This is a genomic window from Providencia sp. wls1922, from assembly GCF_009706505.1.
In the GTDB taxonomy this organism is placed as follows: Bacteria; Pseudomonadota; Gammaproteobacteria; order Enterobacterales; family Enterobacteriaceae; genus Providencia; species Providencia lanzhouensis.
Genome location: NZ_WLUG01000117.1, coordinates 21,115 through 34,100 on the forward strand (window position 1 = coordinate 21,115; position 12,986 = coordinate 34,100).

The window sequence follows — 12,986 nt, forward strand, 5'->3', positions numbered from 1 at the left end:
AGCCATTAATACATAAAAAAGGCTTCAAAAGATTTAGGGTTTTCCTAACGCTTTTGGAGCCTTTCTCGTTATTTCGTCATAATACTTTATACTTATCTTAGGTGTCCATCTGGAAAAATATGCGATCCGCAAATTGATGCTTTCCAATCGACAATGATTTTTCCTTTATTGTGGATTAATAAGCTGATATGAAAAAACTGGCTGGCGTTACCTACATACTTTTATTCATAGTAAGCTTTTTCGCTTACAGTGCTGGCTTGCGTTTGGAACAAACTCGATTAATCCTAAATAGCACTAAATCCAATGCAACATTTACCATTGTGAATGATGATTTGAACCCCTATCTAATTCAGACCTCTGTAACTGAACAACTTGAAGGTGCCAAATCCCTTTATTTTGCTGTGACACCACCACTGTTCAGATTAGATGCAAATAGTAAGTTTAGTGCTCATGTATTATTAAAAAATGAAAGGGAATTACCCGTAGATAGAGAATCTCTGTTCTTTTTAAATACACGGGCTATTCCCGCCCCAAAGCATCCTAATGAACAGAAAAATGATGCCAAACGCTCGTTTGTGACGAATATCGTGATTAAAGTCTTTTACCGCCCTCATCAACTGGCAGTGCCTAATAATGCGGTATTTCAGCAAGTGACTCTAAAAAAACAGGGAAAACAATGGGTGTTTAATAACCCTACCCCCTATTATCTCACGGTGGTAAACCTCAAATATAACCAGCAAAACTGTAGGAAAAGCCTGATCCTCACGCCATTTAGTGATACTGAAATCACTGGTCTACAAGGTCATATTTCCCAAGCTAGTTGGCAGATGATTAATGATTTTGGTGGTCTCTCTGACATTATTATTTATCCGCCAGTTAAGAGTAAATAAGTCAATAATCCCCATTTGACTGGTGCGCTTTTCTCTATTTTTGTTTTTATTGACGATGTTGGGGTTTCCTGCAATCACACTCGCCATTGATGATAGTTTGAAGTTTTCATTACAACGACCGTTTTTAAATGCTGAAATGCTAAATTTCATTGCGCCCTACAGTTTCGAGTAAATTTGCATTTTTTGATTATATGATATGTGCCAAAGTGTGAAATTAAACTGCCATAAAAAGAAAGCCCCATGTTAAAAACATGAGGCTTATCAAATCTCACTCAATCCGGTTTTATTCTATGAACGCTGAAACTTTATCTGCTATGCATCCCTTTTAAGAACTAGCGAGCTGAGTATTTTATTAATTCATTTACTTTATTTGACAAAAATATCTTAATAATCTGATATTCCTATTTGTAAACTATATAACTCATTAATCTTAATTAATGATTATTTGAAGTTAAACGGTATTTTTTCAATTGCACCGCTATTCATTAATTGAGCTTGCTTGATAGCGTCTGAGTAATGCTTTCGACAAACTGAAATATACTTTTCATTCCCGCCGATATCCACTTGATCCCCCTCATATACTGGGATGCCATCACCACCAATCCGCAAAACTTTATTTGCCTTACGTCCACAGTAGCAGACGGTTTTTAACTCAACGAGTTTATCTGCCCATGCTAATAAATATTGGCTTCCTGCAAACAACTCTCCGGAAAAATCCGTTCGTAAACCATAACAGAGTACCGGAATGTCTAAATTATCGACGACATCACATAATTGCTCTACTTGCTGTTTTGTCAGAAATTGGCATTCATCAATAAGTACGCAATGTACTTTTTGAGCATTATTCTCGTTTTTGATAATTTTTGCCATATTCGTTATAGGCGAAAATAATAACGCATCCGCAGATAAACCGATCCGCGAAGATACCTTACCTTGACTGAAGCGGTTATCGATCTCAGCGGTAAAAATCAGCGTACGCATTCCACGTTCGTGATAGTTATAGGAAGATTGTAATAATGAAGTCGATTTACCCGCATTCATCGCAGAATAATAGAAATATAGCTGTGCCATTGGGCGGTTCCCTAAAAAATAATATTCGCGAATACTTTAGCATAAAGGTTTTTTAAGATTAACTTAAACCTATGTAGATAAGTAAGTGTATGAATTTCCATCCATCACTATGTTAAATTAGTTCCTTTAGATCACACATCATCTGTGTTGTAGACAATTAATCTCAAACTGATATTAACTTTATCTGGTATAGATATTGGCACATATTGCTAAGTTTATTCTGTCAAAAAAAGAAAATTTCCGTTAAAGACATCCATTGATACATCGACAAACAAAAGGTAATGGTTATCACTAGGCTATTAATATAAATTTTAGTGACATTTTCTAATTACCTTTTTTCATTAGTACCGTTATTGATAATAGAGCAATTTATAGCAACGAAAATTTTTATAATTCTTTTGTAAAAAAATTGCATTCGTTAAAGATAACTTTTAAACTACCGAAGTAATTTAGCTATTGCAGAATTTAAAATAGCACTCTATTATTACTGTACACATGCCAACATATAAAATTGAGACCAGGAAAATGAGCGAATCATTAAAAGCATTAAATAACATCCGTACGCTTCGTGCTCAAGCACGAGAAGTCACTTTAGAATCTTTAGAAGAAATGCTGGAAAAATTAACTGTCGTTGTTGACGAACGTCGTGAAGAAGAAAGCCAAGCTCGCGCTGAAGTTGAAGAACGTAATCGCAAACTGGAAAAAGTTCGCGAAATGATTTTAGAACAAGGCGTAGATTTAAATGACCTTCTGCAAACTATGGATTCTGGTAAAAGCACCAGCACTCGCGCTAAACGTGCTGCTCGCCCAGCAAAATATAAATATGTTGATGAGAACGGCGAAACTAAAACTTGGACAGGCCAAGGTCGTACTCCAGCAGTAATTAAAGTTGCAATCGAAGAACAAGGCAAATCTTTAGACGATTTCTTAATCTAATATTGATAACCTTCCAAATTCTAAACACCCTTTTTATAAGGGTGTTTTTATTTATAGTAGCCTTGTTATTATCCATTTATCATCTCCTCTGTTTCAATCCCCCTCATCTATTTCTAATCAAAAAGAGTGATACAAAATATACGTTAAAGTAAAGTTACGTAATCTAATCAAGTGATATTCTTTAATCTCCTCCTAGCCCACTACACTAATTAATTTACACGCCACACGGGTTATATCGATTTATATTATATAACTGACATTTAATGACACTTAAAATCTGAGTACTCCTTTTTACATATTTCTATAAAATGCCCATAAAAAAAGCTAACCATAAAGGCTAGCTTTTATCTGTACAACAAAGATTCGTATTTTAATTAGATTTCGATGATGAATCTAAATTAGCGGCTAACTCTTTAATCCACGCGGAAAAATCATTTCCTAGTGTATCGTGTTGCATACCATATTCTACAAAGGCTTTCATGTAACCTAATTTATTTCCGCAGTCATGACTTTTACCACATAAGTGGTATGCTTCAACAGGTTCCTTATTTTCCATCATTAATGCGATAGCATCCGTTAATTGGATTTCATCGCCAGCACCCGGTGCTGTTTTCGCTAATGCATCCCAAATCTTTTCGGATAATACATAGCGCCCTACAATAGATAAATTGGATGGAGCTTCATCACGCTTCGGTTTCTCAACCATACGGGAAATCGGTTTACTATCGCCCGGATGTAAAGTCACACCGTTGCAATCCACAATTCCGTAGTTAGAAACATCGTCTTCTGGTACTGGCTCGACTAAAATTTGGCTAGCCCCAGTAGTTTCGTAGTGTTCTAACATCTCTTTGAGGTTAAATTTCGTTAAATCGGTGCTATAGCGATCTAAAATAACATCCGGAAGGATTACGGCAAAAGGCTCATCACCCACCAATGGTTTCGCACATAAAATAGCATGACCTAAACCTTTAGCAATGCCTTGGCGTGTTTGCATGATAGTCACATGACTTGGGCAAATGGATTTCACTTCATCCAATAATTGGCGCTTAACTCGCGCTTCTAAGATGGCTTCAAGTTCAAAGCTGGTATCAAAGTGGTTTTCAATAGAATTTTTAGATGAATGTGTCACTAGCACAATTTCATTAATTCCTGCAGCAATACACTCATTAACCACATATTGGATTAAAGGCTTATCAACAACTGGTAGCATCTCTTTAGGAATTGCTTTCGTCGCTGGAAGCATACGTGTTCCTAAACCTGCTACAGGGATTACCGCTTTACGCACCTTGCGTTTGATCATCTCGAGAACTCCAAAAATTTAATAAGCACCGTTTATATTTTCAATAAACTATACTGGCGCGTTTTTAGTGCGCGCCAGTATATCAGGATTCATTATTGAATAAATAGAGATGGGTTCGTTTAGGATAAATAGAACCTAGATCCATTAAATAAGTGCATTATTTCTGAGCATAGAGATTAAACATTAACTTGATTTTTTGATTCGAATTATGAATAAGACACTTCCAACTCTCACCTTGAAAGTCTAATCGATTTGAATGGTATGTTTTTAGCGTACCTAGCGGGACATTTCGCGCGAGATGGTAATGATGCTGCTCCGTCGTAATATTGGCTTCCAGTCCTGCACTCGCCAAAATCACATTTTTAGATTTGGTATTAAAGTAACCAAGTAACAATGGAAACTGACCTGAAAAGCCAGAATCTTCCAGTAAGTGATTTATTTGATTAATAATGTTATCAATTTGAGGTAATTTTTTATCTCGGTTGTTCACCGCACTTTTTAAGAGGTCATTAAACACAACACGAATTAAAAACGCCGCCATCACCCCTTCTTGTGGAGAGCGTTCTATATCAATGCAATAAAATCCGATTTGCTCCTCAGATATTGCCGCGATATCCAACAGCAACCCAAAACGATTCGCTTCATTTAATTGTCTATAGTTTATCTTATAGCCATTTATAACCTGCGCGACTGGAGGCTGTAATTGTTTCAAGATGGCTAACATATCCAACTTGTCATTATTCAAAATGTTCGAAATATTCTGGATTTCATTTTCAATGAGTGTTTCAGAGTCATATTGCTCTGGATACAGTGCCGCATGAATCGTCACTTTCACTTCATCAAGATTTTTTATTGGCTTTAACAAAGCATCTTTCGCACCAAGACGAAACATTCTATCTAATTGCGTGAAGTCCGTAGTTGCTGAAATAACAATCACAGGTACATTAATATTACGCTCCACCAGCTCCGCCATAAATGATTCACCATTCATGATGGGCATGTTGAGATCACAAAGAATGACATCGGGAATCACCTTTTGTTGCGTGATCAGCTCAAGTGCAAGCGCGCCGTTGTCAGCGATGTAGACTTCTGTTTCTAAACTTTCGAGGTATTCACGAAGAATAGTACAAAAAATTTTTTCATCTTCAACTATGAGTATTTTTCTATTTTTCATATCATACCTACCACGACAACCCTGGTTTCATAAGTAATATATTCTGACGCCAATAGTCATATTATAAAATCATTAACGACTATATTTTTTAAGTATAGTTATTTTATCGAGAAAAGAATGAGCCAATCTTTAAAAAATAATTGTAGTTGCGGTCATCCTTTGCCGTTTGACCAATGCTGCTCTCCGCTGTTGCTTGGGCTGGTTATTGCTGAAACGCCAGAGCAATTAATGCGCTCACGATATAGCGCGTATGTCCATCACAATGTAGATTACCTCATCAAAACATGGCACCCAGATTGCCAAGCACAAGAGTGGCGAGAAGCTATCTTAGATAGTTTTGAACAAACTGAATGGCTGGGACTGCGAGTCATTAGTTCTTCTCATGCTAAAAATCCTGACGAAGCTTATGTCGAATTTTCGGCTTGCTTTATTGATGAAAAAGCTGATCATAAACAGCTTATTCACGAACGTTCCCGTTTTCTTCGCATTGATGCACAGTGGTATTACATTGACGGAATAACACCAAAAGTTGGGCGCAACGATGATTGCCCATGCGGCTCAGGAAAAAAATTTAAGAAGTGCTGCGATAGTTATTAATTCTCTGTTTATCAATTCGTATATTCATTGCATAAATTACGATTAGCCTAAATTATTAGGCTTTAGTCAGTTAAGGATTAGACAGTTCCATGCAACACAAAAATGTACAGAAAAAAATTCTCAGAACCATTTGTCCTGATGCAAAAGGATTGATCGCTAAAATCACCAATATTTGCTACAAACACCAGCTGAACATTATCCAAAATAATGAGTTTGTTGATCACCGTACTGGTCGTTTCTTCATGAGAACGGAACTGGAAGGGATTTTTAACGATGAAACCTTACTGGCAGATTTAGATGATGCATTACCAGAAGGCTCTAAGCGTGAATTAAACTCTGCAGGACGTCGCCGCATTGTTATTATGGTCACAAAAGAGGCGCACTGCCTTGGTGATCTTCTGATGAAGAGCGCTTACGATGGATTAGATGTCGATATTGCTGCCGTTATCGGCAACCACGACACCTTGAAAAACCTTGTAGAGCAGTTTGGTATTCCATTCCATCATATTAGCCATGAAGGTTTAACGCGCGAACAGCACGATGAGAAACTCACGGCCCAGATTGATCAATATCAGCCTGACTATGTTGTCCTTGCTAAATATATGCGGGTGTTGACCCCTGCTTTTGTTCAGCACTACCCTAATCAAATTATTAATATTCACCACTCATTCTTACCGGCATTCATAGGCGCACGTCCTTATCACCAAGCTTATGAGCGTGGCGTTAAGATCATTGGAGCAACCGCTCACTTTGTGAATGATAATTTGGATGAAGGTCCAATCATCACGCAAAACGTTATCAATGTGGACCATACATTTACTGCGGATGATATGATGCGTGCAGGCCGCGACGTTGAAAAGAACGTACTGAGCCATGCTTTATATTGGGTATTGGCACAGCGCGTCTTTGTTTATGGCAATCGAACCATTATTTTATAACAGAGCGTATCGGTTATTAATTGTAGTAATTTGTTGATTTATCACGCATTGAGATTAAAAAATCAGCATTCAGACATTTTTTTTCAATTAATACTTTACAGGGGCGCGTCATTTGATATGATGCCGCCCGCTGTGAACGATTACAGCAATTCAAAATCTGGTGGGATACCCAAGCGGCCAAAGGGAGCAGACTGTAAATCTGCCGTCACAGACTTCGAAGGTTCGAATCCTTCTCCCACCACCATCTAAGCAACGTCTTTTCCAAGTTTGTCAACTACCCCAATAAATCGATTCAATACACTTGAATGTGATTTTGATTTATAAATGTAACAGTTACTTTTATCCAAAAGTCCATTTAATGAAACATAGATCAGCGATCTATCGATCAGCTCATCCTCAGGATAATAGTCAATAATCCCGATAAAATCACCGTCTTGAATGAAACTCTGACAACACCCAATATTATCCATCTGTCGTATGCTGGATTTATTCTCTGCGGTTTCAACTTTAGCCAGCAAGTCACTCATCAGTGAGCTTTTATAAAATGAGGGATCGCATAGCCAAGTACTTTGTTGTAGTAAGACGACAACATCATGATTAAATTTCTCGTATAACTCTTTTCTGCAATAAATACCTAAAGGCGCATTCTCTATTTTTTTTTGTAATGAAAACCTTTCACTGATGACTAATTCAGAACTTAAAATTAAAGTATTTCCATCATAATCGACAATTTCATCTACCTCATCATAGTTAAATCTTAATATATTAACCTGTACATTATTCTTATGTGCTGCTTGATATAAATTAATTAGATGATTTTCTTTCCCCCAGTCATAATAAATATTAGCTTCATTGACAATATAACCAGAAAAATGTTTTTTCGTTATTTCTTTCTCCTGCAAGTAGAGATCTCTAAGATCGTTATAAAGTTCTTGGCCATCCTTAGTTAATGTCATTCCAAATTTTTCTCGTTTAAAAAGCCGTTTACCCAAACTCGTTTCAAAGTCTTTTATGGATTTTGCGATGGGGGGTGTCGTGCGATTCATCACCCTTGCAGCCTTGCTTAGCGAGCCATTCTCAACAACTGCCATAAACGCCTCTAATTTTCTTGAAAAGAACATATCTATGACCCCATTCTATTTATTGAAATGTAAACCAACATGATTATTTTAAATAACAGCATGTTGATTAACCCATAATCTTCCGCATCAAATAAAAATTTAAATAAATTTTTTGATTTGATGATTAACAATATTTCATAAAAGTATTTTTATAATTTCCAACATAGCAAAGCAATATATTATATTGTTTCATTTGATTATTTTTTATTGCCCCACCATTAAATCACATTAAAATATAAATAACCAACTGACTTTAAATGAACTTTTCAGTAGTTGATTATAAAACTAACAAACATTTTTTAATTAACAGCTATAGATATATTATTATTAAAAATTAAAGTTCCCTAATAAATTATCCGCAATTATATAAACAAAAAATATTTAATAGTTACACTATTGTTAGCATCTGATAGAATCCCCTCAGTCATATTCAAAGCAATGGGTGATAAGTAACCATGAAATTTATTTCGTTCAACATTAATGGCCTAAGAGCACGTCCTCATCAACTGGAAGCGATTATTGAGAAGCACCAACCTGAAGTCATTGGGCTACAAGAAACAAAAGTCCACGATGATATGTTCCCTTATGAGGAAGTCAGTAAATTAGGCTACCATGTTTATTTTCACGGTCAAAAAGCCCACTATGGCGTAGCATTACTCCTGAAAAATGAACCACTAGCCGTTAGAAAAGGCTTTCCAACTGATGATGATGAAGCTCAGCGCCGCATCATCATGGCTGATATTCAAACCAGCGAAGGGATTCTGACAGTCGTCAATGGTTACTTCCCTCAAGGAGAAAGCCGTGACCACCCAACCAAATTCCCAGCAAAAGAAAAATTCTATCGTGATCTGCAAGATTACGTAACATCAACGCAAACCACGGATTCCCAATTGCTGATTATGGGTGACATGAACATCAGCCATACCGATTTAGACATCGGTATTGGTGAAGTTAACCGTAAGCGTTGGTTGAAAACCGGAAAATGCTCATTCTTACCTGAAGAACGTGAATGGCTAGATAAACTACTGAGCTGGGGGCTTGTTGATACTTACCGTGAGCAGCATCCAGATACCACCGATTGCTATTCATGGTTCGATTACCGCTCCAAAGGCTTTGACGATAATCGCGGTCTGCGCATTGACCTTCTGCTGGCCTCTAAGAAACTCGCCAGCCGTTGTAGCGCAACGGGTATTGATTACGACATCCGTGGTATGGAAAAACCGTCTGACCACGCACCTGTTTGGGCTGAGTTCGACCTGACGAAGTAATCCTGAGTCTCTCTTTATAGGGCATAATCATATGCCCTATGCTTTCCCCTAGATATCCTTCCTACCCAAATTACTGCTTAGCGCGCTCAAGTTTAGAAATCCACTGCACCTATTCTGACGGTGATGATTTTTTCCCTTTACTCGCACTCGCTTTTTTCGTGCCCTTCTTTGCCCCTTTATTATTGGCAACAGGTGGCAATTCACGAAATGCGCGCAAGTTTGTGTATTGACGAGCTTGCTGAATTAAGTTGATTAACGTCTGGCTCAACGGCTGCATAAAATCATCGTAACGCGTCTGTTTTTCGCTGATCTGCGTTAACCTTGACTCCCAGTGAGCCGTCATATCGGGCAAGGTCGCCATATCGGGTAAAACGTGGATCAGCGCTCGCCCAGCGGGGGAGGCGTGAATATAGCGCCCTTTTTTAAACAGAAATTGACGCTTAAACAGTAAATCAATAATCCCCGCTCGCGTCGCTTCAGTCCCTAAACCATCCGTTTCACGCAATACTTTTTTTAATGCTTTATCCTGCACAAAACGGGCGATCCCCGTCATCGCAGACAGCAGCGTTGCATCGGTGAATGGGCGAGGTGGCTGAGTTTGCCGTTCGACCACTTCCCCTTTTTCACATAAAAGCTCATCGCCTTTTTTCACGATAGGCAATGGCATGCCGTCGTTTTCCGCGTCACGCTCTTTCCCGCCTAACACGACTCGCCATCCTGCTTCCGCAAGAAAACGCGCTTTGGCATTAAACTTGCCGTTTTCAATGTCTAAATCGATAGTGCATTTGCGGTAAACCGCATCCGCCATAAATTGAATAATGTACTGACGAGCAATCAACTGGTAAACATTGCTTTCATTTTCAGTTAAACGCACGGAGGCTGTTTTAGCGGTCGGAATGATGGCATGGTGAGCATCCACTTTTTTATCATCCCAACACCGATTTTTCTTATCCAGTTCGGGTAATTCAAATTCAGTTAATGCGGGTTGGTGTACTGCAATCGCATTTAATACCGCATGACGCCCGGCAAAATGCTCGTCCGGCAAATACCGGCTATCCGAACGCGGATAAGTGATAAGCTTATGGGTTTCATACAGTTTCTGGCAAATATCCAGCACCTCTTGGGCACTTAAACCATATTTTTTGGCGGCTTCAATCTGCAAAGCGGATAACGAGAATGGCAGTGGTGCAATCTCAGTTTCCTGCTTATCTTGGTATTGCGTGACAATCGCCGGTTTGCCTTCGATGCGAGAAAGTACATGTTCCGCCAATGGACGATGAATTAAACGCCCTTCTTCATCTTGAAAATCAATGCAAGATTCACTTGGCTGCCAAATTGCCACAAAGCGCTCATCCTTTGGTGTGACAATATGCGCTTTAACTTCAAAAAAGTCTTTTGGTACAAAGTGTTCTATCTCTTCGTCGCGCCTAACTACCAACCCCAATACGGGAGTTTGTACGCGCCCAACAGAGAGAACCCCTTGGTAACCGCCCCGCTGCCCTAATAAGGTATAGGCGCGGGTCATGTTGATTCCATATAGCCAATCTGCACGAGCGCGGGCTAATGCAGAAACACATAACGGAATAAATTCACGGTTTTCACGTAAACGATCAATCGCTCGCTCAACAGCTTGAGGGTTCAAGTCGTTAATTAAACAGCGCTTCACGCTTTTACGTTTTTCGGGATCAAGCTTGAAGTAATCCAGCACCTCATCCACCAGAAGTTGCCCCTCTCTATCGGGGTCTCCTGCGTGGACAACGACGCTGGCTTGTTTAAGGAGCGTGTCGATAGTGTTTAATTGTTTGGTTACTGCGGAACGGGGCTTCAATTGCCATTTCTCAGGAATGATTGGTAAATCTTGCAAGTTCCAACGGGCATAACGCGGATCATAAGCATCCGGTTCAGCCTGTTCTAAAAGATGCCCAATGCACCACGTGACCATCTGGTCATCGCCACATTGAATAAAACCATCCCCTTTACGGTGAGGTTTTGGCAGTACATCCGCAATGGCCCGTGCAAGACTAGGCTTTTCCGCAATAAACAAACGCATAGATTAATCGATCACTTCAATTAAAGGCACACCGCTTTGTGCAGGTAATAAGGTACCGACAGACTGTAACAAAACACCTTGCTGCTGTGCAATCTCTTTAATTTTAGCCACTTCCGATGGTTTAATCGCGATTAGAAGCCCGCCTGACGTTTGTGGATCACACAACAATTTGCGTTGTAGGTCGCTCATTGGTCCAATTAAGTGACCGTAGCTATCAAAGTTGCGTTGAGTTCCACCCGGTACGCAGCCTGCTTCAATATATTTTTCCACACCAGCAAGTTTTGGTACTTTACTAAAGGCGATCTGAGCACGAACACCAGAACCTTCGCAGATCTCACTTAAATGTCCCAGGAGACCAAAGCCCGTTACGTCCGTCATTGCCGTTACACCTTCTAGAGGAGCGACAACCGCGCCGAACTTATTCATTTGGCACATAGTTTCAGCAGCAAGGTGCGCATGTTCTGCTGCTAACACGCCTTTTTTCTCAGCCGTGGTCAGCACACCAATACCCAGCGGTTTGGTTAGGAACAGTTCGCAATCTGCGCTCGCTGCACTGTTTTTCTTCACGTAATCTGTGTTTACGACCCCTGTCACCGCTAAACCAAAGATAGGCTCTGGTGAATCAATGGAGTGGCCGCCTGCCAGTGAAATTCCGGCATCCGCACAAGCAGCACGCCCACCTTCAATCACTTCGCGAGCCACTTCTGGTGGTAATTTTGCAATCGGCCAGCCTAGGATCGCAATTGCCATAATCGGCTTACCGCCCATCGCAAAAATATCGCTGATGGCGTTCGTTGCAGCAATACGCCCGAATTCAAATGGGTTATCCACGATAGGCATAAAGAAGTCAGTGGTACTGATAATGCCGATACCATTGCCTAAATCATAAACTGCGGCATCATCTTTGGTTTCATTTCCCACTAATAAATGAGGATCATGAAATTTAGCTTGTTCTGTATGTAAAATTTGCTCTAATACTTTTGGTGCGATTTTGCATCCGCAGCCAGCACCATGGCTATATTGGGTCAATCTAATTTTTTCTGTCATTATCTGTCTCTTTAGAAATGCTCTTTCTATTTAGAAATAGGACACAAAACCTGTCATATCAGGTTGTTGAGCTTTTGCAGGCGCTTTTAATTCTGGTGTACCTAAATAAAGGAAACCGACGATATGGTCATTTTCTTCACAACCTAAACCTTCACGTACAATAGCGTCTTCCGTCCATGAACCTGAACGCCAAATACCGCCAAAACCTTGTGCTAAAGCGGCCATTTGCATAGCTTGTACGGTGCAGCTTGCAGCAACAATTTGTTCCCACTGTGGCACTTTAGGATGATCTTTCACTTTCGCAATCACAGTAATGATGAGTGGCGCACGAAATGGTGCATTACGCGCTTTTTCTTCAACTTCCGCGCCTAACTTGCCTTCTACCGCTGCTTTTTCAAGCAGTTGGCTGAAGCGAGCGATACCATCTCCTTGCATGACAACAAAGTGCCATGGCTTTAATGCTCCGTGGTCTGGCGCTCTCATTCCTGCGGTAAGAATGTTATCGAGTTGTTCGCCTTGTGGCGCTGGAGTGGTTAAGCGTGAAGCTGAACGACGGTTCAACAAAAGGGTTAATGCATCCATATTGATCTCCGA

12 protein-coding genes and 1 tRNA gene are annotated in these 12,986 nt (G+C 39.7%); 6 read left to right on the forward strand and 7 right to left on the reverse strand.

Annotation, left to right across the window (positions count from 1 at the left end; all coding sequences use genetic code 11):
• Positions 1-188 precede the first annotated feature (188 nt).
• Positions 189-890 carry a fimbrial biogenesis chaperone gene (locus GKR71_RS18665; protein WP_108478071.1) on the forward strand — a complete coding sequence of 234 codons (702 nt, stop codon included), beginning with the start codon at positions 189-191 and terminating at the stop codon, positions 888-890.
• Between the two features lie 441 nt (positions 891-1,331).
• Here the strand turns inward: GKR71_RS18665 and GKR71_RS18670 are convergent, their stop codons facing one another.
• Positions 1,332-1,961 (reverse strand): thymidine kinase, encoded by a 630-nt coding sequence (locus GKR71_RS18670; protein ID WP_036956500.1) that lies wholly within the window; start codon positions 1,959-1,961, stop codon positions 1,332-1,334.
• 525 nt (positions 1,962-2,486) lie between these two features.
• Here GKR71_RS18670 and hns point away from each other — a divergent pair.
• A complete protein-coding gene (hns, locus tag GKR71_RS18675) occupies positions 2,487-2,897 on the forward strand; it encodes a histone-like nucleoid-structuring protein H-NS (protein ID WP_006661675.1) in 411 nt (136 codons plus the stop codon).
• Between the two features lie 370 nt (positions 2,898-3,267).
• On the opposite strand, the gene galU is transcribed toward hns, so the two are convergent.
• Both galU and rssB read right to left on the reverse strand, forming a co-directional pair.
• Positions 3,268-4,197, reverse strand: coding sequence for a UTP--glucose-1-phosphate uridylyltransferase GalU (galU, locus tag GKR71_RS18680; protein ID WP_036956498.1), 930 nt, complete (start codon positions 4,195-4,197; stop codon positions 3,268-3,270).
• 157 nt (positions 4,198-4,354) lie between these two features.
• Positions 4,355-5,371: a two-component system response regulator RssB gene (gene rssB / locus GKR71_RS18685; RefSeq protein ID WP_154599224.1), complete on the reverse strand. Its 1,017-nt coding sequence runs from the start codon at positions 5,369-5,371 to the stop codon at positions 4,355-4,357.
• A 117-nt stretch (positions 5,372-5,488) separates the two neighbouring features.
• Between rssB and GKR71_RS18690 the strand changes: the two genes are divergently transcribed.
• The 3 genes from GKR71_RS18690 (at position 5,489) to GKR71_RS18700 (ending at position 7,150) form a co-directional block, all read left to right on the forward strand.
• Entirely contained in the window at positions 5,489-5,968 is a 480-nt protein-coding gene (locus tag GKR71_RS18690) for a YchJ family protein (protein ID WP_108478069.1), read from the forward strand.
• A gap of 89 nt (positions 5,969-6,057) precedes the next feature.
• Positions 6,058-6,906 carry a formyltetrahydrofolate deformylase gene (purU, locus tag GKR71_RS18695; RefSeq protein WP_036956491.1) on the forward strand — a complete coding sequence of 283 codons (849 nt, stop codon included), beginning with the start codon at positions 6,058-6,060 and terminating at the stop codon, positions 6,904-6,906.
• A gap of 159 nt (positions 6,907-7,065) precedes the next feature.
• Positions 7,066-7,150, forward strand: a tRNA-Tyr gene (locus GKR71_RS18700).
• Between the two features lies 1 nt (position 7,151).
• On the opposite strand, the gene GKR71_RS18705 is transcribed toward GKR71_RS18700, so the two are convergent.
• Positions 7,152-8,027 carry a LysR family transcriptional regulator gene (locus GKR71_RS18705; protein ID WP_036956489.1) on the reverse strand — a complete coding sequence of 292 codons (876 nt, stop codon included), beginning with the start codon at positions 8,025-8,027 and terminating at the stop codon, positions 7,152-7,154.
• A gap of 455 nt (positions 8,028-8,482) precedes the next feature.
• On the opposite strand from GKR71_RS18705, the gene xthA reads away from it, so the two are divergent.
• A complete protein-coding gene (gene xthA / locus GKR71_RS18710; protein WP_036956487.1) occupies positions 8,483-9,295 on the forward strand; it encodes an exodeoxyribonuclease III in 813 nt (270 codons plus the stop codon).
• A gap of 109 nt (positions 9,296-9,404) precedes the next feature.
• On the opposite strand, the gene GKR71_RS18715 is transcribed toward xthA, so the two are convergent.
• From GKR71_RS18715 to GKR71_RS18725, 3 genes are read right to left on the reverse strand one after another with little or no spacing between them, the layout of a single operon-like run.
• A complete protein-coding gene (locus GKR71_RS18715) occupies positions 9,405-11,345 on the reverse strand; it encodes a DNA topoisomerase III (RefSeq protein WP_036956485.1) in 1,941 nt (646 codons plus the stop codon).
• Positions 11,346-11,348: 3 nt separating this feature from the next.
• Positions 11,349-12,392 carry a selenide, water dikinase SelD gene (gene selD, locus GKR71_RS18720; protein ID WP_036956484.1) on the reverse strand — a complete coding sequence of 348 codons (1,044 nt, stop codon included), beginning with the start codon at positions 12,390-12,392 and terminating at the stop codon, positions 11,349-11,351.
• 30 nt (positions 12,393-12,422) lie between these two features.
• On the reverse strand, positions 12,423-12,974 hold the full coding sequence (locus GKR71_RS18725) for an NAD(P)H nitroreductase (RefSeq protein ID WP_036956481.1): 552 nt from the start codon (positions 12,972-12,974) through the stop codon (positions 12,423-12,425).
• Positions 12,975-12,986: the final 12 nt, after the last annotated feature.